Origin of the sequence: Leucobacter soli (assembly GCF_042659205.1) — a bacterium.
Taxonomy (GTDB): Bacteria; Actinomycetota; Actinomycetes; order Actinomycetales; family Microbacteriaceae; genus Leucobacter; species Leucobacter soli.
On record NZ_JBHSRW010000028.1, the window covers coordinates 1 to 19,640 of the forward strand.

Annotated in this window: 17 protein-coding genes, 1 tRNA gene and 1 pseudogene; 14 read left to right on the top strand and 5 right to left on the bottom strand. The window is 70.4% G+C overall.

Going from position 1 to position 19,640, the window contains the following annotated elements:
* Positions 1-199, bottom strand: a pseudogene (locus ACFPZL_RS03490) (hypothetical protein); the annotation flags it as partial.
* A 4-nt stretch (positions 200-203) separates the two neighbouring features.
* Positions 204-1,073, bottom strand: coding sequence for an SGNH/GDSL hydrolase family protein (locus ACFPZL_RS03495; RefSeq protein ID WP_218114193.1), 870 nt, complete (start codon positions 1,071-1,073; stop codon positions 204-206).
* Positions 1,074-1,177: 104 nt separating this feature from the next.
* On the opposite strand from ACFPZL_RS03495, the gene ACFPZL_RS03500 reads away from it, so the two are divergent.
* Both ACFPZL_RS03500 and ACFPZL_RS03505 read left to right on the top strand, forming a co-directional pair.
* Positions 1,178-2,983, top strand: a complete 1,806-nt coding sequence (locus ACFPZL_RS03500) for a DEAD/DEAH box helicase (protein ID WP_218114194.1) — start codon at positions 1,178-1,180, stop codon at positions 2,981-2,983.
* Positions 2,984-3,327: 344 nt separating this feature from the next.
* Positions 3,328-3,413 (top strand) — tRNA-Leu (locus ACFPZL_RS03505).
* Between the two features lie 375 nt (positions 3,414-3,788).
* Here the strand turns inward: ACFPZL_RS03505 and ACFPZL_RS03510 are convergent.
* Entirely contained in the window at positions 3,789-4,373 is a 585-nt protein-coding gene (locus ACFPZL_RS03510; RefSeq protein ID WP_218114195.1) for a MarR family winged helix-turn-helix transcriptional regulator, read from the bottom strand.
* 116 nt (positions 4,374-4,489) lie between these two features.
* On the opposite strand from ACFPZL_RS03510, the gene ACFPZL_RS03515 reads away from it, so the two are divergent.
* Both ACFPZL_RS03515 and ACFPZL_RS03520 read left to right on the top strand, forming a co-directional pair.
* Positions 4,490-5,068 (top strand): NADPH-dependent F420 reductase, encoded by a 579-nt coding sequence (locus tag ACFPZL_RS03515; protein WP_218114196.1) that lies wholly within the window; start codon positions 4,490-4,492, stop codon positions 5,066-5,068.
* A 68-nt stretch (positions 5,069-5,136) separates the two neighbouring features.
* Positions 5,137-6,066, top strand: coding sequence for a VOC family protein (locus ACFPZL_RS03520; protein WP_218114197.1), 930 nt, complete (start codon positions 5,137-5,139; stop codon positions 6,064-6,066).
* 39 nt (positions 6,067-6,105) lie between these two features.
* Here the strand turns inward: ACFPZL_RS03520 and ACFPZL_RS03525 are convergent, their stop codons facing one another.
* A complete protein-coding gene (locus tag ACFPZL_RS03525; protein ID WP_218114198.1) occupies positions 6,106-6,672 on the bottom strand; it encodes an NADPH-dependent FMN reductase in 567 nt (188 codons plus the stop codon).
* Between the two features lie 203 nt (positions 6,673-6,875).
* On the opposite strand from ACFPZL_RS03525, the gene ACFPZL_RS03530 reads away from it, so the two are divergent.
* From ACFPZL_RS03530 to mshC, 4 genes are all read left to right on the top strand, one after another.
* The gene (locus ACFPZL_RS03530) at positions 6,876-7,049 is read left to right on the top strand and encodes a hypothetical protein (RefSeq protein ID WP_218114199.1); all 174 of its coding nucleotides are present in this window, start codon (positions 6,876-6,878) and stop codon (positions 7,047-7,049) included.
* Positions 7,050-7,122: 73 nt separating this feature from the next.
* A complete protein-coding gene (locus ACFPZL_RS03535) occupies positions 7,123-8,430 on the top strand; it encodes a M20/M25/M40 family metallo-hydrolase (RefSeq protein ID WP_218114200.1) in 1,308 nt (435 codons plus the stop codon).
* 61 nt (positions 8,431-8,491) lie between these two features.
* Positions 8,492-9,376: an undecaprenyl-diphosphate phosphatase gene (locus ACFPZL_RS03540; protein ID WP_218114201.1), complete on the top strand. Its 885-nt coding sequence runs from the start codon at positions 8,492-8,494 to the stop codon at positions 9,374-9,376.
* A complete protein-coding gene (gene mshC, locus ACFPZL_RS03545) occupies positions 9,373-10,641 on the top strand; it encodes a cysteine--1-D-myo-inosityl 2-amino-2-deoxy-alpha-D-glucopyranoside ligase (protein WP_218114202.1) in 1,269 nt (422 codons plus the stop codon). Before ACFPZL_RS03540 ends, mshC begins: the two co-directional genes overlap by 4 nt.
* 70 nt (positions 10,642-10,711) lie before the next feature.
* Here mshC and ACFPZL_RS03550 read toward each other — a convergent pair whose 3' ends face one another.
* Positions 10,712-11,617, bottom strand: coding sequence for a proteasome assembly chaperone family protein (locus tag ACFPZL_RS03550; RefSeq protein ID WP_218114203.1), 906 nt, complete (start codon positions 11,615-11,617; stop codon positions 10,712-10,714).
* Between the two features lie 106 nt (positions 11,618-11,723).
* Here ACFPZL_RS03550 and ACFPZL_RS03555 point away from each other — a divergent pair, with 106 nt between their 5' ends.
* The 6 genes from ACFPZL_RS03555 to ACFPZL_RS03580 form a co-directional block, all read left to right on the top strand.
* A complete protein-coding gene (locus ACFPZL_RS03555; RefSeq protein WP_236021835.1) occupies positions 11,724-12,449 on the top strand; it encodes an HAD family hydrolase in 726 nt (241 codons plus the stop codon).
* A 10-nt stretch (positions 12,450-12,459) separates the two neighbouring features.
* Positions 12,460-13,521, top strand: coding sequence for a tRNA (adenine-N1)-methyltransferase (locus tag ACFPZL_RS03560; protein ID WP_218114204.1), 1,062 nt, complete (start codon positions 12,460-12,462; stop codon positions 13,519-13,521).
* A 136-nt stretch (positions 13,522-13,657) separates the two neighbouring features.
* Positions 13,658-14,584, top strand: coding sequence for a peptidylprolyl isomerase (locus ACFPZL_RS03565; protein ID WP_218114205.1), 927 nt, complete (start codon positions 13,658-13,660; stop codon positions 14,582-14,584).
* A 17-nt stretch (positions 14,585-14,601) separates the two neighbouring features.
* Positions 14,602-16,668 carry a helix-turn-helix transcriptional regulator gene (locus ACFPZL_RS03570; protein WP_382334718.1) on the top strand — a complete coding sequence of 689 codons (2,067 nt, stop codon included), beginning with the start codon at positions 14,602-14,604 and terminating at the stop codon, positions 16,666-16,668.
* 86 nt (positions 16,669-16,754) lie between these two features.
* Positions 16,755-17,549: a twin-arginine translocase subunit TatC gene (gene tatC / locus ACFPZL_RS03575; RefSeq protein WP_218114266.1), complete on the top strand. Its 795-nt coding sequence runs from the start codon at positions 16,755-16,757 to the stop codon at positions 17,547-17,549.
* Positions 17,546-19,640, top strand: a 2,095-nt coding sequence (locus ACFPZL_RS03580; RefSeq protein WP_382334720.1) for a DEAD/DEAH box helicase, incomplete at its 3' end; no start/stop codon positions are given. The genes tatC and ACFPZL_RS03580, both read left to right, overlap by 4 nt.

Genomic DNA, 19,640 nt, shown 5'->3' on the forward strand with positions numbered 1-19,640 from the left:
CGCCGCCCTGGCCGCTGCCGGCCGCACCGGCCTCGTCCTTCGCGCTGCCCTCGCCCTGGCCTTCGCCTCCGCCGAAGCCGTACCAGGCGTAGGCGACGGGCACGATCGTCGTGCCGTCGAGTTCGACAGGGTCTCCGTATGCGGCGCGGACGCCGACCGAGGTGACCGTATCCGCGAGCTGCTTCGTGATGTTCGGCATGCCTTCAGCCTACGTCACGGCGCCCGGCGCCGCGCGGGCGATTCGCCTGGCGCTCAGGAAGCTCCGGCGGCAGGCGGAGCGCCGTCGGCTCCGGGCGCTTCGGCTCGACAGCGTCCCCGGACGAGACATGCTTGATCCGACGGATCACCCAGGGGACGAGGTGCTCCCTCGCCCACACCACGTCCTCCGCGCGGGCGCGGCGCCAGGTGCGGGCAGGCGGAGGCGGCGGATCGAGCGGGGCGAGATCGTGGGGAACGTTCAGGGTCTCGAGCGCGGCGCGCGCGATCGTATGGTGGCCGAGCGCATTCAGATGCAGGCGGTCGTCGGCCCAGTAGCGGGGGTCCTGCAGCTCTTCGAGCGCCCACTGATCGACGACCACCGCATCTTGCCGCTGCGCCACCTTGCGGACGTTCTCGTTGTAGATCGCCACCTTGCCGCGGATGCTGCGGAATACCGGTTGGAAGGAGGTGTCGACGCCGGTGAAGAGCAGGACCGTCGCGTCGGCCTCGCGGAACTTCCGCACGAGGTACTCGAGTTGCACCGCGATGTCGTCGGGGTCGCCGCCGGGGCGGATCACGTCGTTGCCGCCGGCGCTGATGCTGACGAGGTCGGGGCGCAGGTCGAGCGCGGGGTGCAACTGCTCCTCGGCGACCTGCCGGATCAGCTTGCCGCGCACCGCCAGATTGCCGTAGGCGAAGTCGGCGTCGTATCCGCTCAGCACCTCTGCGAAGCGGTCGGCCCAGCCGCGCAATCCGCCCGGGCTCTCCGGGGATGGATCGCCGACGCCCTCGGTGAACGAATCCCCGATCGCGACGAAGCGCGACCAGGGCAGTTCGATCCGCTGCCGCTCATCCTGTTCCGCTGATCCACGCACTGGCCCCGCCGCCTTCCCGCCGTCCCGCTCCGTGCGCCCGAGGCGATCCCGGCGGAACCGAGCCGGTCCGCAGCCGCGCACGTCATGGCCTAGTCTAGGAGGTCGTGAACGACTCGTCTCCTGGCCTCCACCTGCCGGGCACGAGTGCCGCCGAGCACCTGCCCCCGGTGTATCCGGAGCGCGCGGCCCATGGCACGGCCGGCACGCTGCGGGCCTGGCAGGAAGAGGCGATCCGCCTCTACCTCGAAAAGAACCCGCGCGACTTCCTCGCCTCCGCCACGCCAGGCGCCGGCAAGACCACGTTCGCCCTGCGGCTCGCCGCGATTCTGCGCGCGAATCGCACGGTGGAGCAGATCATCGTCGTCGCGCCGACCGAGCACCTGAAGACGCAGTGGTCGGATGCCGCCGCACGCGCCGGGATCCGCCTGAACCCGCGCTACGCGAACGGCGACGGGATGGGCTACGGGCGGCACTTCCACGGCGTGGTCGTCACCTATGCGCAAGTGGCGATGAAGCCCGTGCAGCATCGGCTGCTCGCCGAGGGCGCGGACACGCTGGTGATCCTCGACGAGGTGCACCACGGCGGAGACGCGCTGAGCTGGGGGGAAGCGATTCGCGAGGCCTACGGCACGGCACGGCGGCGGCTCTCGCTGACCGGTACCCCTTTCCGCTCCGACGATGCGACGATCCCCTTCGTCGAGTACGCGCCGCAGTCCGACGGGACCCGGGTCTCGGCGACGGACTACGACTACGGCTACGGCAGGGCGCTCGAGGACGGGGTCGTGCGTCCCGTGGTGTTCCTCGTCTACGCGGGCGAGATGCAGTGGCAGACTTCTGCCGGCGAGACCATGCAGGCGCGCCTCGGCGAGGGCAACACCAAGGACATCACCTCGCAGGCCTGGCGCACGGCGCTCGACCCGGCAGGGCAATGGATCGCGAAGGTCCTGCATGCGGCGAACCGGCGGCTCGGCGAGGTGCGGCAGCAGATCCCGGACGCCGGCGGCCTGGTCATCGCGACGGATCATGCCGCGGCGAAGGCCTACGCCGCGCTGCTCGAGCAGATCGCCGGGGAGCAGGTCGCCCTGATCCTCTCGGACGACGCCGGGGCGAGCGCTCGGATCGAGGAGTTCTCGGCGAGCGACTCCCGATGGATGGTGGCCGTCCGCATGGTCTCCGAGGGCGTCGACGTTCCGCGCCTCGCCGTGGGGGTGTACGCGACCAGCTCGTCCACGCCGCTGTTCTTCGCCCAGGCGATCGGACGCTTCGTGCGATCGCGGCGGCGCGGCGAGGTCGCCTCGGTGTTCATTCCCAACGTCCCGACGCTCATGCAGCTCGCCGCCGAGCTCGAGAAGGAGCGCGGCCACGTGCTCGAGGGGCCGGGCTCGGCCGAGGACATGTGGGACGCTGAGGCCGCCGAACTGGCCGCGGCCGAGCGGGAGGATCGCGCTTCCGAGGAGCTGGTGCAGGAGTTCGCCTACCAGGCGATCGCGTCGGACGCGCACTTCGACCGGGCGGTGTTCGACGGCAGCGAGTTCGGCGGGTACGCGGAGGTGGAGAGCGAGGAGGAACTCGACTTCCTCGGCCTGCCCGGCGTGCTCGAGCCGCACGAGGTGAGACGCGTGCTGCAGGTGCGGCAGGCACGGCAGGCGCGGCGGAGCGCGGAACGGCAGGGCGTCGTCGAGCATGCGCCGGAGCGCGCCGAGCCGCCGGAGGCCCTGCACCGGACGCTGGGGGAGCAGCGGAAGCTGCTGAACAGCCTGGTCGGCATGTACGCCCGGGCCTCGGGGGAGCCGCACGGCTCGATCCACGCCGAACTGCGGCGGGTCTGCGGCGGTCCGGCCGTGGCGCAGGCCAGCGTGACCCAGCTGCAGCACCGCATCGAACTGCTCCGCCGCAGGCTCAGCTCCTAGGGCATGTCTGCGAAGTTCTCGCCTACTGCGCGTTGTGCCGAAGCGTTCTGCGGCGTTCTCGTCGGTCGCCGCCTGGCGCAATAGCGCCAACGCGATCCGCGACGGGACGCGATGCGTCCAGTCCTGAGCGGCTCACGCCACATCGCCTCCCTCCTCGGCCTTGCACTGCACTCCGGCACAGCGCTGCTCGCAACGGCGAAGATTTCGCAGACACGCCCAGACGCGGTTCGCCCGCCGGCCGAGGTCGTGCGACGCCGACACGGCATCGCTGCGTCTGATTCGTGCCCCGCCGCGATCCGTGCTAGGTTATTCTCTGTTCGCCGGAAGGAACCGGCGGGCCGTTCGCGCGGGTGGCGGAATTGGCAGACGCGCTAGCTTGAGGTGCTAGTGCCCGTATTAGGGCGTGGGGGTTCAAGTCCCCCCTCGCGCACGAACGGAAAGCGGTGAGATCCACGATCTCACCGCTTTCTTCGTTTCTGCTTGGGCGAGGGGCACGCGAGCCCGAGAGCGCGCGAGCCCGTGGACACGCGGGCACGCGGGCAGCGGGAGCCCGCATCGCTTGCTATCCGCGTCGGCGGCCTCGGATTGGCGTGGCCGCCGCACGGAACCGTGCGAGAACATCGAGGCAGTACGAGATCGTCGAGGCGGTACGAGATCGTCTGTCGAATGGGTACAGCGCGGACGATCGCGTACCGTCTCGTGCGTGCGCGCCAGAGTGCGGTTCTCGACACCGCGCAGGTCGAGGGGACGGGGGCGAGGCAGCGGAGCCCCGCTGGAGCCCCGCCGGAGCCGCGGCGAACGCGCGTCAGCGCGCGGAGGAGCCGGGCACAGTGGGAGCAGCCGGGCAGGCCGGTGCCGGATCGGCGGCGCAGTCCCGGGTACCGGACGGCCCCTCCGGAGTCGGGGTCGTCCCGGATCCGTCGCCCTGCGCTCGTGCGGTATCGAGCGAGGTGAGGATCGCGCGAGCGAGGTCCGCGAGTTGGTCGACGCCGTCGCCGGGGAGGGAGCCGAGCCCGGTGAGGATGAGTTCGCGCACAGCCTCCGCGTACAGCCCGCGCGACAGCGCATGGGTCGCGGCGCCGTCCGAGGTCAGCACGGCGTTGATAGCGCGGCCGTCGCCTTCGCAGGCCGCGCGCGAGACGAGACCGCGACGCTCGAGCGAGGTGACGACGCGCGAGATCCGGGGGAGAGAGGCGTTCGTCTTCGCGGCGAGCGCGCTCAGCCGCATGCGCGTGCGTTCGGCTTCGGAGAGGGTTTCGAGCAGCGTGTATTCGAACGCGGTGACCCCCGCTGCGCCGAGTCGTTTGTCGAGCGCCGCGGGCAGGAGCTCGAGGAGGGCGTGGAGGCGGGCGATCGCGACGCGTTCCGGGGTGGTGAGGAGGGCGTCCATGATCCAATTCTAGCAATTAGTTGCAGATTCAAGTAAATGTGTGAGAGAATTTACTTGAAGGTACAACTAATGCCCACCGGATCCGCCGGAGGGCGAGCACCCGAAGGAGAGCCCACATGGCGACGTTCACGATTTTCGGCACCGGCAGCATGGCGACGGCCATCGACGGAGTCCTCTCGGCCGGCGGCGCGCAGGTTGACCACATCTCGCACGATCAGGGGGCGAACGGCACGGTGACCGGAGAGGTCGTCGTGCTCGCCGTCCCGTACCCGGCGGTCGCCGGCATCCTCGGCGCCTACGCGGAGCAGCTTGCCGGGAAGGTCGTGGTCGACATCACCAACCCTCTGAACTTCGAGACCTTCGACGAGCTCGTGGTGGCCGCAGGGGATTCCGCGGCCGCCGAGATCCAGCGCGCGCTCCCGGACGCGCGCGTGCTGAAGGCGTTCAACACCAACTTCGCCGCGACGCTCGCCTCGGGCAAGGCGGGCGAGTCCGCGACCACCGTCCTCGTCGCCGGTGACGACGCCGAGGCGAAGAGCCTGCTCGCATCCGCGATCGAGGCCGGCGGCATCGCGGCGGTCGATGCCGGCTCGCTGCAGCGCGCGCATGAGCTCGAAGCCATCGGCTTCCTGCAGCTCACGCTCGCCGCGGGCGAGAAGATCTCCTGGGCCGGTGGATTCTCCCTCAACAAGTAAACAGAAGCGGCGGGTGCGTCCTGCACCCGCCGCACCCCGGTCCCCGAACACGAAGGGTGAAGAAGTAGATGAACACGGAACAGCAGACCGCCGTGCCGGATGAGCGCGTGCTCGCCGCCGAGCTCGCGATGGATGCGGTCACGCTCCGCGTGGGCGATCTCGAGACGATGAGCGACTACTACGCGAATGCGCTCGCGCTCGCACCGATCGAGGAACGATCCGTCGGCGGCGAGGTGCGCCGCGTCCTCGGCCGGGGGACGAGGCCCCTGGTGCGGCTCGTGCACACGCCCGATTTGCCGGGCGTCGACCCCCGCGACGCCGGTCTTTTCCACACGGCGTTCCTCTTCGACGACGCAGCCTCGCTCGCGGCCACGGTCTACCGCTCCGCGAACGACGCGCGCAGCAGGTTCGCCGGTTCGAGCGACCACCTGGTGAGCGAGGCGTTCTACTTCACCGATCCGGAGGGCAACGGCATCGAGCTCTACGTCGACCGGCCGCGGGAGCAGTGGAGCTACGCGAGCGGGGAACTGCGGATGGACACGATCTTCCTCGACCCCAACGCCTATCTGACGAAGCATCTCGACGAGCAGGTGCTCGCGACGATCGATACCCGCCCGGCGCACGTCGGCCATGTCCACCTGCAAGTCGGAGACGTCGCCACGGCCCGCGATTTCTACGTCGATGCGCTCGGGTTCGAAGCGACGGTGCAGAATTATCCCGGCGCGCTGTTCGCGTCGGCGGGCGGCTACCACCACCACGTGGCGATGAACACCTGGAACAGTCGCGGCGCCGGCCCCCGTGCCGCGCGTCTCGGGCTCGGAGACGTCGCGGTGACGCTTCCCGCGCGGGAGGACCTCGATGCACTCGCCGAGCGCCTGCGTCACCGCGGGCTGCAGTTCGCCGATACGGGGGAGAGCGTCGTGGTGGACGATCCGTGGGGCACGCAGGTGACCTTCGCGCTGCCGGGAGGCACGGCCGAGCAGGTGCTGGACCGCTGAAGCCGGGGATCCGCCGCGCGACAGGAGATCCTGCTGCTGTCAGCTCCGCAGCGGGCGCAGGGCGGTGTCGAGTTCCAGGAGCTGGTCGAGCACCAGCCCGATCACCGAGCGCTGCTGGTCGTTCGGGACGAACTCCTCGCCCTGCACCTGCGAGGCCGGGAAGTTGATCTCGATGTTGCCCATCGTCATCACCATGTCGAGTTGCATCACCACCGGGCGCAGGGCGGCCTGCGCCCGCGTGCCGCCGGAGTTGCCGCCCCAGTTGACGAAGGAGACCGGCTTGCGGAACCACTCGCCGTTCAAGTAGTCGATCGCGTTCTTGATGGGCGCGGAGTAGCTGTGGTTGTACTCGGGGAAGACGAAGAGGAACCCGTCCGCCGCCGCGACGCGCTCGCTCCAGGCGATGGTGTGCGGCTTCGTGTACTGCTTCAGTCGCGGGTGGTTGGGCTCGTCCATCAGCGGCAGCGCGAGCTCGGCGAGGTCGACGAAATCCACTTCGAACCGCCCGTCGGCCTCGGCGGCGCGGCGGATCCACTCCGCGATCCGGATACCCAGGCGGCCTTCGCGGGTGCTGCCGAGGACGATCATCAGCTTGGCCTGTGTCATGGGTGAGAACTCCGTTTCCGAGTGAGGTCTATGAGTGCGAGCGGCCGACGCGCCGACGGGCGGTACGGCCGCCATCGCGGGGTCCGGTAGCGCCCGATCCGGCAGCAGTCTATCCCCGGGCGGGGGCCCATTCCTGCGGAATCTGGCGTAGCCTGGAGACGAGGGTGCTGCACCCGCCGCGCCCGTGAGCCGAGGAGGGCGTCATGCATGCGCAGGATCAGGGCAGGGATCACGAGTCCGACCCGGCGCACGTTCCGGGTGACGGCTGGGTTTCCGAGGGCGGTGCTTCGCACCTCGGACCGGCCACGCACATCGAAGCGGCGCACGAGCATCTGGACGCGGACGCGGAAGAGTCGGACGACGACGCGGATGAATGATCCGGGTTCGCTGAGGGCGGAATTCCTCGGGAGAGTCGAGACGCCGGTCGGAGGTCCTCGATAGCCTGGTCCCATGACGGACACTCAGCAGACGCTCTCCGAGACCGCGAGGATCGCTCGGGATCTGATCCGCTTCGACACGTCGAACCGCGGCGAGGGGGATGCGAACCCCGAGGCCGAGGCTGCCGCGTACGTCTCCGACTATCTGCGCGAGCTGGGGCTGGATCCGGTCACGATCGAGTCGGCCCCGGGCCGGGCGAGCGTGGTCGCGCGCGTCGAGGGGCTGGATCCGGACCTCCCCGCGCTGGTGCTGCACGGGCACCTGGACGTCGTCCCCGCGGATCCGGCGAACTGGTCCGTCGACCCGTTCGCCGGTGTGGTGCAGGACGGGATGCTCTGGGGGCGGGGGGCGGTCGATATGAAGGACATGGATGCCATGATCCTGACCGCGATCGCCGAGCTTCTGCGGGCCGGGGAGCGCCCCAGGCGCACGGTGATCCTCGCCTTCTTCGCCGACGAGGAGAACGGTGGCGTCTACGGCGCCCACCACCTCGTCGAGCATCATGCGGAGCTCTTCGCGGGCGCTGGCACGGCGATCAGCGAGGTCGGAGGCTACTCGATCGATCTCGACGGCACGCGCGCCTACCTCGTGCAGACCGGGGAGAAGGCGCTCGACTGGATCCGCTTGCGCGCCCGCGGCACCGCCGCCCACGGCTCCCGCGTCTGGCACGACAACGCCGTCACCCGACTCGCCGAGGCCGTCGCGGCGCTCGGACGGCACGAGTGGCCGGTCGTCCTCTGCGACACCACGCGAGAGATGATCGATGCGATCGCCGCCATCGTCGGAGAGGACCCCGAGCAGGTCGACCCTGAGCAACTGCTGCTGAAAGCGGGCAAGGGCGCTGGCTTCATCCTCGCGAGCCTGAGGAACACGACCAACCCGACCGTGCTGCGGGCGGGATACAAGCACAACGTGATCCCGGACGCGGCCGAGGCGCTGATCGATGTCCGCTCGCTGCCCGCTGACCAGCCCGGCATGCTCGACGAGGTGCAGCGGATCGTCGGACCCGACATCGAGATCGAGGTCGTGCACAGCGACATCGGACTCGAGGTCCCGTTCTCGGGCGAAGCGGTCGAGGCCATGACCGCGTCTCTGCGGCGGCAGGATCCTGAGGCGCGCGTCCTCCCGTACCTGCTCTCGGGGGGCACCGACAACAAGGCGCTCGCTCGTCTCGGCATCGTCGGCTACGGCTTCGCCCCGCTCAGGCTGCCCGCCGACCTCGATTTCCCGGGCATGTTCCACGGGGTCGACGAGCGCGTCCCGCTCGATGCACTCGATTTCGGCCACCGGGTGCTCGTGGACCTGCTGCGCAGCTACTGAGCCGCCGACGTACTAGGGTGGACGCTGGCCCGGCGACCGGGCGCTCCCACGGAAGGCGAAAATGGACTTCATTCAGGCGATTCTGCTCGGCCTGATCCAGGGACTCACCGAGTTCCTGCCGATCTCGTCGAGCGCGCATCTGCGCATCGCCGGGGAGCTGATGGGGCTCGGGGACACGGGCGCCGCATTCACCGCGATCACGCAGATCGGCACAGAGCTGGCGGTGATCGTCTTCTTCTGGCGCGACATCGTCCGGATCATCGGCCGCTGGTGCCGCTCGCTCACCGGCGGCGTGCCGCGCCGGGACCCCGACGCGCTGATGGGCTGGTGGATCATCCTCGGCAGCATCCCGATCGTGCTCCTGGGCCTGCTCTTCCAGGACCAGATCGAGGGCGCGTTCCGCTCGCTCTGGATCGTCGCCGCGACGCTGATCGGCTTCGGCCTGCTGCTCGGCCTGGCCGATCGCCTGGGCCGCCACGTGCACACGCTCGACCGCCTCGACTGGCGGCACGGCCTCATCTACGGCTTCGCCCAGGCGCTCGCGCTGATCCCCGGCGTCTCGCGTTCGGGCGGCACGATCACCGCCGGCCTGCTCATGGGCTACCGTCGCGAGGCCGCTGCCCGCTACTCGTTCCTGCTCGCGATCCCCGCGGTGCTCGGCTCCGGCCTCTACCAGCTCGCGAAGGCGCTGCGCGAGCCGGCGATCACCCCGATGGCGCAGACCATGGTCGCCACCGGGATCGCGTTCGTCGTGGCGCTCGTCGTGATCGGCGTCTTCATGCGCTACATCTCGAACCACAGCTTCCTGCCCTTCGTCGTCTACCGGGTGCTGCTCGGAGTCGTCATCATCGTGCTGCTCGCCACGGGCGTGCTCGACCCGGGAACCGGGACGGCGTCGGCAGCGAATCAGCTCATCACCACCGGAGGAGGACCGCTAGAGTCATGAGGACCTGGACGACGCCCGAACTGCCCGCGCTGCCCGGTCAGGGGACCGCTCCGCGGCTCTTCAACACCGCAACGGACCGCATCGAGCATCCGGCGATCGCGGACGAACGGGCCACGCTGTACGTCTGCGGCATCACGCCGTACGACGCCACCCACCTCGGTCACGCGGCGACGTACCTGGCGTTCGACATCCTCCTGCGCGCCTGGAGGGACGCCGGAATCGACACGGTGTACGCCCAGAACATCACGGACATCGACGACCCGCTCCTGGAGCGGGCGAACGCGACCGGGGTCGAGTGGCGCGCCCTGGCCGAGGAGCAGATCGGCCTGTTCCGCAGCGACATGCACCGGCTGGGCATGATCCCGCCCGAGCACTTCGTCGCGGTCACCGAGCGGATCGACGAGATCGCCGAAGCGGTGCAGCGCCTGCAGGAGCGCGGCCTCGCCTACCCGGTGCCGTGCGACGACGCCGAGGGCGCGGACCTCTACTTCGACACGCGCGAGGCGGAGCGGATGACGCAGTGGCGGCTCGGCGACGTCGCGCCCTACGATCGCGACCTGATGGAGATCCTCAGCGCCGAGCGCGGCGGGGACCCCGAGCGCCTCGGCAAGCGGCATCCGCTCGATCCGCTCCTGTGGCGCGCCGCCCGCGAAGGCGAGCCGAGCTGGCCGAGCCCGGTGGGCGACGGTCGACCCGGCTGGCACATCGAATGCGCGGTGATCGCGACCGCGGAGCTCGGACGAACCTTCACGGTGCAGGGCGGCGGACACGACCTCGTGTTCCCGCACCACGAGTTCACCGCTGCGCACGCCACTGCGCTCACCGACACACCGCTGGCGCACGCTTACTGCCACGTCGGTCTGATCGCCTACGACGGGCACAAGATGTCGAAGTCGCGCGGCAACCTCGTGCTCGTGTCGAAGCTGCTCGACGGCACCCACGGCGGGAGCGCAGCGGGCGGCGCCGACCCGTCGGCGATCCGGCTGGCGCTGCTCGCGCACCACTACCGGGCCGAGTGGGAGTGGTTCGACGCGGACCTCGAGACGGCGACGCGCCGGCTCGAGGCCTGGCGCGCCGGCGCGCAGCGCTCCGCTGCGGACCCGGCCAGTTCTGTCGCGGTGCTCCAGCAGCTGCGCCAGTCGCTCGCCAACGACCTCGACACTCCGGTGATGCTGGCGACGCTCGATGCTGCGCTCGATCGGGGCGTCGACGACCCCGCGCTGATCATCGACGCCGTCGATGCGCTGCTGGGCGTGAAGCTCTGAGGCGGAGGGGCCGAGTCGCTGACACGGAGGGGCGCTGAGACGGAGGATCCGAGTCGCCGGGCCCGGGGGATCACTCGTCGGTGAAGTCGCGGGGATCGATGTTCAGGAACTTCTCGAACTCGTGCGCGATCGCCTCACCGGTGGTCTCGGGCGCCGTGGCGGCGTCGCGCGCCTCCTCGAGGGTGCGGATGTAGCTCGCCATGTCCTCGTCGGCGGCCGCGATCCGGTCGATGTTCGACTCCCATTCGTTGGCCTCCGCGAGCAGGTCTCCCCGCGGGATCACGACGTCGAGGAGTTCCTCGAGCTTGTCCAGGATCGCGAGCGTCGCCTTCGGGGAGGGGGCGCTGTGCACGTAGTGCGGCACCTGAGCCCAGAGCGCGAGCACGGGGATGCCGGCCTCGCCGAGCGCGAGCTCGAGCACGCTGCCGATGCCGACCGGCCCCTCGTAGTCGCTGCGCGTCGCGCCAGTGCGGGCGCGGGTCCCGGGGTCGTCGCTGCTGAGTGCCGTGATGATGGGGCGGGAGTGCGGAGAGTCGGAGAAGTAGGCGCCGACGATGATCACGGTATCGATCTCCCACGCGGCGACGAGCTCGACGACCTCCTCGGCGAAGGCGGGCCAATCCCGTGCGGGTTCGACCCCGGCCAGAAGGAAGAGGTCCTCGACCGGGCTGCCATCGATGCGATGGATCGTCTCGTTCGGCGCGGGCACCGGGCTCCCCGGGCGTCGAACCGTGCCGTAGAGACGGGTCTCCGGCCAGTCGAGCACCCGGCGGCCCGAATCATCGAAGCTCAGCTTGGGGCGGTGCACTTGGAAATCGACGAAGCCGTCGGCGCCGATCGCATGCAGTGGTTCGGCCTCGATCAGCCCGCCGAGGTGCTGCAGCACCGTCGTCGTCGCCGCCCCGGCGTCGCTCCAGCCCTCGAACGCGGCGATGAGCACGCGGGCCTCGCCCACCGTGCCATCTGTTTCGCTCATACGACCAGGATAGTCCGGGCCCGTGAATGCCTCCTGCGTCTTCGCCGCGCCGCGACTCCGGGCGAGCGACGTGCGGGTCCGGTGGGGACGCCCTAGCATGGCTGGGATGACCGCACGCGCACCCGAACCCGTTCTCTCCGCCGTCCTCTGGGACATGGACGGTACGCTGATCGACTCGGAACCGCTCTGGCTCGAGGCGGAGCATCGGATGCTGGCCCGCTACGGAGTAGAGATGACGCCCGGCATCGGCGAACAGCTCGTCGGGTCGGGCCTCTGGGAGGCCGCCGAACTCTTCCGCGGCCTCGGGGTGCGCATGCCGGCGGACGACATCGTGGCCGAATGGGTCGAGCAGGTCGGCCGGGGAATGGACGAGGGCCGGGTGACCTGGCGGCCCGGCGCGCGCGAACTGCTCGCATCGCTCGGCGATGCAGGCGTGCCCTCGGCACTCGTGACGATGTCGGTGCGCTCGCTCGCCGAACGGACCGCGGCGATCCTGCCGGCGGGTACCTTCTCCGCGATCGTCGCAGGCGACGAGGTGACGCGGCCGAAGCCGCACCCCGAGCCGTACCTGCGGGGCGCGGCCGCGCTGGACGTCCCGATCGAGTCGTGCCTCGTGATCGAGGACTCGCCGACGGGACTGCGATCCGCCGCAGCCTCGGGCGCGGTCGCGATCGGCGTGACGAATCTTGTCGACCTCGCCGGGGCCCCCGCCCACGACATCCGCTCGACGCTCGTGGGACTCGACGCGGCCGGTATCCGGGCGGAGTTCGCCCGACTGCGTCCGCTCGACCGGACTGACGGTCCGCGCGCTCACGACCCTCGCGGTCGCTAGACTTGCGCAGATGACCGCACAGACCTCCGACGAGCAGCGCCCCGCGCTCAGCGGCCCCTTCGGCTACGGCGACCGGGTGCAGCTGACCGGACCGAAGGGACGTCTCAACACGATCACCCTGGTCCCGGGCGGCGAGTTCCACAGCCACCGCGGCATGATCCGGCACGAAGAGCTGATCGGGCTGCCGGACGGATCCGTGGTCCGCAACACCCACGACGAGGAGTACCTCGCCCTCCGGCCGCTGCTCGCCGACTTCGTGATGTCGATGCCGCGCGGAGCGGCCATCGTCTACCCGAAGGATGCCGCGCAGATCCTCTCCCTGGCGGACATCTTCCCCGGTGCGCTCGTGGTGGAGGCCGGCGTCGGATCCGGAGCGCTCTCCCTCCACCTGCTCCGAGCGGTGGGGACCGATGGCGAGTTGCGCTCGTTCGAACGGCGGGAGGAGTTCGCCGAGATCGCCCGCGCGAACGTCGCGGCATTCGCCGGCGCCGCGCCGGCGAACTGGTCGGTGACGGTAGGGGACCTGCAGGAGGCGCTGCCGGCGACGTGCGAGGCGGGGACGGTCGACCGCATCGTGCTCGACATGCTGGCTCCCTGGGAATGCGTCGGGGCAGCCGCCGACGCGCTCAAGCCGGGCGGAGTGATCCTCTGCTACGTCGCGACGGTGACGCAGCTCTCCCGCGTCGCCGAGGAGCTGCGCCGCTCTGGGTGCTTCACGCACCCGCAGGCCAACGAGACGATGGTGCGCGGCTGGCACGTCGAGGGGCTCGCGGTGCGCCCGGACCACCGGATGGTCGCCCACACCGGGTTCCTGATCACGGCGCGCCGGCTCGCGCCCGGCGCCGTGCTCCCCGAGCGGAAGCGCCGCGCCTCGAAGAGCGAGTACAACGACGAGGACGTCGCGGCTTGGACCCCGGACGTCCTCGACGGCCCTGCGGGAGAGGCGGCGGAGGACTCGCGCGAGTGGACGCCGGAATCGATCGGCCAGTGGTCGAAGAGCGATAAGGCATTGCGCAAGAAGGTGCGCGATGCGCGTCGGCTCGCCGCGGAGCGCGGGGCCGACGAGGCCTGAGCAGCCTCCGATCCGTGCCCGAGCCGAGTCCGAGCCGGGCCTGCTCCGGGCAGGAGCGGGGCAGCGTGGCGCACGAGATGGCGACTCGCCGGATCAGGTAGGCTGGGCGGGTTAGCGACTGTTCCGAAAGGCCTCCATGCGTCGTCGATTTGTTCCTGTTGCCGCCGCTGCGACGCTGGTGCTCGCCGGATTGACCGGTTGCGCCGGCTCCGCGGGATCCGCTGCCGCGTGCGTGAACCCGTTGCAGCCCGGCCCTCTGAGCGACGGCGTTCAGCTGGGCGGCGCGACCGGCATCACGGTCACCGGGCCGACGTCGGTCCTGAACGCGCAGCGCTCGGTGCTCGAGAAGTCCGACACCGGCGCGGACCGCATCGTGCCGGGCGGCATCGTCACGGCGAACGTGGACATCTACGACGCGGTGTCGGGGCAGCTGCTCGACCAGCGCGCGGCCGCACCGCATCTCGCACTGCCCGAGAGCATGGTCGGCGACGTCACCGCCGCGCTGGAAGGCGAGCAGAGCGACTCGGTCAGCATCGATGCCCTGATCGCGACCGCGCTGATGTGCGCGACGCCGGGGGAGACGCTGGTCGTGGCGAGTACCGCCGCGCAGAGCATGGCGTCGCAGCTCGGCCTGAACGCCGCTGTCGCCGTGATCGATGTGCTCGACGCGGCGGGCCCCCGCGCGGAAGGCGCGACTCGCGGGCTGCCCGGAGGGTTCCCCGCCGTCGCGACCGACGAGACCGGCCGACCCGGCATCGTGCTGCCGCCGCAGGCCGCTCCGACGACGATGCAGGTCGCGCCGCGCATTGTCGGTACGGGCAACAAGGTGACCGCGCAGAGCTCCGTGATCGGCCACGCGCTGACCGTGAGCTGGAACGGCGAGGTCGTCGCGAACACCTGGGATTCCGGGATGACGGCGTTCGGCACGGAGGAGTCGGCGAACCCCTCCTACACCTTCCGCGCGCAGCTGACCGGGTACCCGGCCGGCTCGCAGGTCGTGATCCTCGACCCCAACGACGGCGACCCGGTCGTCCACGTGGTGGACATCCTCGCAGTGGGCTAAGGCGCGACTCGCGGGTTATGGCCACGGTGGAATCGCAGCGGTCCCGGATCCCCGGCGAGCGGCGCGTCTTCAGCCTCGTGCTCGCGCTCGTGGCGAGCACGCAGGGAGCGACGAAGCACGAGCTGCTCTCGACGGTCTACGGCTACGCGGACCGGTATCGCGAACGGGGCGCCGATGAGGCGCTCGAACGGCAGTTCGAGCGGGACAAGGAACAGCTCCGCGCGCTGGGAATCCCTCTCGAGACGCTCGACTCGCCACTGGAGTCCGGGAACAACCAGCTGACCCGTTACCGCATTTCGAAGCAGCTGATGCTGGTCCCCGATGACATCCGCTTCACCGCCAAGGAGCTGGGACTGCTCCGGCTCGCCGCACTCGCCTGGCGCGAGGGGAGCCTCACCGCGGAGTCTCGGCGTTCGGCCATGAAACTCGAGGCCCTCGGCGCCGGGCTCGACGTGCAGCACCTCGGCATCGCGCCGCGACTGGGCATCTCCGAACCGGCGGCAGCGCCGCTGCAGCGCGGGATCGATGAGCGTCGCGTCGTCGAGTTCGCCTATCAGCTCCCGGATCGCGACACGCCGATGGCTCGTCGCGTCGCCCCGCTGCGCCTGCATCGCGCCGAGGGGCGCTGGCATCTCGTCGCGTTCGATCTCGACCGCGACGAGCCGAGAGTCTTCCTGCTCTCCCGCGTGATCGGGGCCGTGCGCCTCAGCGTCGAGGCATTCGACGAGGGGTTTTTCGCGCACGTGGATCCGGTCATCCGGAAGCTGCTGGAACGCCGCGACGCGCAACGGGCGATCGTGCGGGTCGGCTCGGGCTCGATCGCGGAGGCGAGGTTGTCCGCTCGGGCCGAGGAGCCGCTGGATCCCGCTGCGGGCCGGGCCGGGGAGCACGAGCTCGAGCTCCGCACGCTCGACCTGCACGAGCTCGCGACCGAGCTCGCCGGCTATGGGGACGAGGTCTCGGTCATCGCGCCGCAGGAGCTGCGCGATGCCGTCGTCACCCGGCTCAGGCTGGTGCGGGCCCAGCACGATCAGGTCCCCATCGATCCCGCCGCGGGCGCGGCCCCTGCGCCCCGTCCGCCGAAGGCGCGAGCGGCGCGGGACGTGCGACGGCAGGATGTCCTCACCGCCCCCGACCGCGTCGTGCTGCTCCTTTCGCTGATCCCCTACCTGATGGAGCACGGCGACACCCCGCTCGCCGAGCTCGCCCGGACGTTCGACATCGACGCCGAGGCTCTGCGCGCGCTGATCGAGTTCCTCGGCACCGCCGGTGTGCCGGGGGAGACCCGCACCTATCAGGACGAGGATCTCTTCGACATCGACTGGGAAGCGCTCGAAACGGATGACGTCGTCCGGCTGACCCGCGTCGTGGCGGTCGACGACGCTCCCAGATTCTCGGCGGGCGAACGCTCCGCGCTGATCGTCGGCCTGCACAGCCTGATCCCGCTGCTGCCCGAGGCAGAGGGTGCGCATGCGCGCAGCGCGGCGGAGAAGCTCGCCGCCGTTGGAGGCGGCGCCCAGGCGGGCGAACGCGGCGAGGCGATCTCGGCGACCGCGGACCCCGAGGACGAGCGCGTCGCGACGATCGCCTCGACCATCGAGTCGCGCCGGCGCGTGGCGTTCCTCTACCGGGACCTGCGCGGGAACGAGACGGAGCGGATCGTGGAACCGCTGCTGCTCACGCAGGCGTCGGGCGGATGGTATCTGCGGGGATACTGCCTCGCTCGCGGGGCGGAGCGGAACTTCCTGCTCGACAGCATGCGCGAGCTCCGCCGACTCGCCGAGAGCAGCGATCGGGAGCCGACGCGCGGAGCGGAGGCGACGGTGGGGCCGAGCGAAACCGAGCTGCCCGCCGTGCTCCGCCTGCGCGAAACGGCCGTTCCGCGAGCGGCGGCCTTCTCGCCCCGAGTGCAGGGCGAGGCCCAGCACGGCTGGGTGCCGGCAGAAGTGCTCCTCGCGCACCCCGCGACGGCGGTCCGACTGGTGCAGACGGCACCCGCCGACGCGATCGTCGAAGCCCCGGAGCAGGCCAGGCGCGCGGTGCGCGACTGGGCCGACCGGGCGCTCGCCAGATACGACGCGTGACCTTGGCGGATCTCACGGCTTCGCCTGAGTAGACTGACGGGGTGGCAAAGAAGACCGGCGCATCCGAGCGGGACCCAGAGGGCAAGATGAGCCTCGGTGCGCACCTCATCGAGTTGCGCAATCGCCTCATCATCTCGGCGATCGCGATCGCGGTCGCGCTGGTCGCCGGCTGGTTCCTGTCGAGCTGGGTGTGGGACATGCTGCGGCAGCCGATCCTCGACCTCGAGGTCGACGGTCGCCGGGCGCTGATCCAGTACACCGACGTGAGCAGCGGCTTCGACACCAAGATCCAGATCTCGCTCTTCATCGCCGTGCTGCTCGCGAGCCCGGTCTGGCTGTACCAGATCTGGGCCTTCATCGTGCCCGGGCTCAAGCGCAAGGAGAAGTGGTACGCGATCGGCTTCCTGGGCACCGCGGTACCGCTCTTCCTCGTCGGCATCTACGCGGGTTGGAGCGTGCTGCCCAACATCGTCCGACTCATGTCGACCTTCCAACCGCAGGAGGACGCCTTCAACATCGAGGCGCGCACCTATCTCGATTTCACGATCAAACTGCTGCTCGCGGTCGGCATAGGGTTCGTGATGCCGGTGTTCCTCGTGCTGCTGAACTTCATCGGCGTGCTTCGCGGGCAATCGATCCTCAAGAGCTGGCGCCTCGCCATCCTGCTCATCATCCTCTTCGCGGCGATCACGACGCCTGCGGCCGATCTCGGCAGCATGTTCCTGCTGGCGGCCCCGATCGTCGTGCTCTACTTCGCCGCAGCCGGAGTGGCGATCCTGCACGACAAACGCATCGATAAGCGCAGATCCGCGGAGCTCGCCGAGTACGACCTGGAAGGCGACGGGAGCTCGGAGTCGAACGCGAGCGCCGAGTCGGCGTGAGCGAAGACGCCGCGGGACCGGCCGACAGCACCCATCCGGCGCTCGACGCATTCGCCGCACGGCTCGCCTTTCCTCTCGATCCGTTCCAGAGGGAGGCCTGCGAGCGGCTCGAGCAGGGTCGCAGCGTACTCGTCGCCGCGCCCACGGGCTCCGGCAAGACCACCGTGGCCGAGTTCGCGGTGCACCTCGCGCGTCGCGAACGGGACGCGCGGATCTTCTACACGGCGCCGATCAAGGCGCTCTCGAACCAGAAGTTCCACGAGCTCTGCACCGAATACGGCGAGGGCGAGGTGGGCCTCCTCACCGGAGACGTGAACCTGCGCGGGGACGCTCCCATCGTCGTGATGACGACCGAGGTGCTGCGCAACATGATCTACGCCGAATCGTCGGCGTTGGACGAGCTCGCATTCGTCGTGCTCGACGAGGTGCACTACCTGGGGGATCGCTGGCGCGGCGCGGTGTGGGAGGAGATCATCCTGCACCTGCCGGCCGAGGTGCGCCTCGTCTCCCTGTCCGCGACGGTCTCGAACGCCGAGGAGTTCGGCGACTGGATGCACGCGGTGCGCGGCGATACCGACGTGATCCTCAGCGAGCACCGGCCGGTGCCGCTCTACCAGCACGTGCTGACGGCGAAGGCGCTGCTGCCGCTCTACGTCGAGGGCGAGGGCGGACTCGCCGAGGGCGGCCGGCTGAACCCGGAGCTGCGCGATCTCCGCGCCCGTCGCGACGACGGGCGGCACGGCGGCCGGCACGAGGGTCGCGGCGAAGATCGCCACGCGCGGGATCGGCACCGCCCCTCGAACGGGCGCGGGTACGAACGCTACCGGAGCACGCGGGATCGGGCGCGCGGAGGTGCACCCGTGCGGCGCACGAGGCGCATCTCGCGCAGCGACATCGCGCGGGCGCTCGACGAGACGGAACTGCTGCCGGGCATCGTCTTCATCTTCAGCCGGAACGGCTGCGACCAGGCCGTCCGCCAGTGCCTGCACGACGGCATCCGCCTGACCACGCGCGAGGAGCGCGACGAGATCCGACGGCGGGTGCACGACGCGCTCGATCGCATCGACGACGAGGATCTGCGGGCACTCGGGGCGAGCGAGTGGATAGCCGGGCTGGAGCGGGGCATCGCCGCGCATCACGCCGGCCTGCTGCCGCAGTTCAAGTCGATCGTCGAGCAGCTGTTCCAGCGGCGCCTCGTGAAACTGGTGTTCGCGACCGAGACCCTTGCGCTCGGCATCAACATGCCCGCTCGTTCCGTGACGATCGAGCGGCTCGACAAGTTCAACGGCGAGCAGCGCGTTCCGCTGACCTCCGGCGAGTACACGCAGCTGACCGGACGCGCCGGTCGTCGTGGCATCGATCACGAAGGGCACGCGATCGTGGTCGGGAGCGACGGCCTCGACCTCGAAGCGCTCGCGCACCTGTCGTCCGCCCGTTCGTTCCCGGTGCGATCGAGCTTCCGGCCGACCCCGAACATGGCGGTGAATCTGCTGCAGCGGATGTCGTTCTCGCGGGCGCGCGACACGCTCGAGCTCTCGTTCGCCCAGTTCCAGGCGGATCGAGCGGTCGTGGAGCAGGCGCGGGAGATCCGAGCCGAGCAGGATTCGCTCGCCGGCTACGAGGCCGCCGCCAGGAAGGCCACGGGTTCGGATCGGAAGCGCTGGGAGGACCGGGCGCGCAAGCTGCGGCGGCGGATCGAGCGCGGGCGGCGACGGGTGGAGGCCCGAACCGGCACGATCGCCCGCACCTTCGAGCGGGTGGTCGAACTGCTCGAGGACCTCGGGTACGTGGAGGCGGGCGAGCGGGGGAGCTTCGACGTCGCGGCCTACGGGCGTCTCCTGTGCCGGATCTACGGCGAGCGCGATCTGCTGGTGGCCGAATGCCTGCGTCGCGATGCCTGGCGCGGGATCGACGCGGCGGGTCTCGCCGCCCTCTGCTGCGCCCTGAGCTACGAACCGCGCCGAGACGACGAGCCCGAGGGCCGGTGGCCCGGCGGCGCCTTCCGTCCGGCGTTCGAGCGCACGCTCGATGTCTGGGCCGAGCTCGACGACCTCGCGCAACGGCATCGTCTGGCTGCGGCCGAGCAGCCGC

Bases quoted from the DNA above. Each gene is read 5' to 3' on its own strand.
- ACFPZL_RS03510 (WP_218114195.1), bottom strand. From the start codon at position 4,373: ATGGACGCCCTCCTCACCACCCCGGAACGCGTCGCGATCGCCCGCCTC.
- ACFPZL_RS03515 (WP_218114196.1), top strand. From the start codon at position 4,490: ATGGCGACGTTCACGATTTTCGGCACCGGCAGCATGGCGACGGCCATC.
- ACFPZL_RS03520 (WP_218114197.1), top strand. From the start codon at position 5,137: ATGAACACGGAACAGCAGACCGCCGTGCCGGATGAGCGCGTGCTCGCC.
- ACFPZL_RS03525 (WP_218114198.1), bottom strand. From the start codon at position 6,672: ATGACACAGGCCAAGCTGATGATCGTCCTCGGCAGCACCCGCGAAGGC.
- ACFPZL_RS03530 (WP_218114199.1), top strand. From the start codon at position 6,876: ATGCATGCGCAGGATCAGGGCAGGGATCACGAGTCCGACCCGGCGCAC.
- ACFPZL_RS03535 (WP_218114200.1), top strand. From the start codon at position 7,123: ATGACGGACACTCAGCAGACGCTCTCCGAGACCGCGAGGATCGCTCGG.
- ACFPZL_RS03540 (WP_218114201.1), top strand. From the start codon at position 8,492: ATGGACTTCATTCAGGCGATTCTGCTCGGCCTGATCCAGGGACTCACC.
- mshC (WP_218114202.1), top strand. From the start codon at position 9,373: ATGAGGACCTGGACGACGCCCGAACTGCCCGCGCTGCCCGGTCAGGGG.
- ACFPZL_RS03550 (WP_218114203.1), bottom strand. From the start codon at position 11,617: ATGAGCGAAACAGATGGCACGGTGGGCGAGGCCCGCGTGCTCATCGCC.
- ACFPZL_RS03555 (WP_236021835.1), top strand. From the start codon at position 11,724: ATGACCGCACGCGCACCCGAACCCGTTCTCTCCGCCGTCCTCTGGGAC.
- ACFPZL_RS03560 (WP_218114204.1), top strand. From the start codon at position 12,460: ATGACCGCACAGACCTCCGACGAGCAGCGCCCCGCGCTCAGCGGCCCC.
- ACFPZL_RS03565 (WP_218114205.1), top strand. From the start codon at position 13,658: ATGCGTCGTCGATTTGTTCCTGTTGCCGCCGCTGCGACGCTGGTGCTC.
- ACFPZL_RS03570 (WP_382334718.1), top strand. From the start codon at position 14,602: ATGGCCACGGTGGAATCGCAGCGGTCCCGGATCCCCGGCGAGCGGCGC.
- tatC (WP_218114266.1), top strand. From the start codon at position 16,755: ATGAGCCTCGGTGCGCACCTCATCGAGTTGCGCAATCGCCTCATCATC.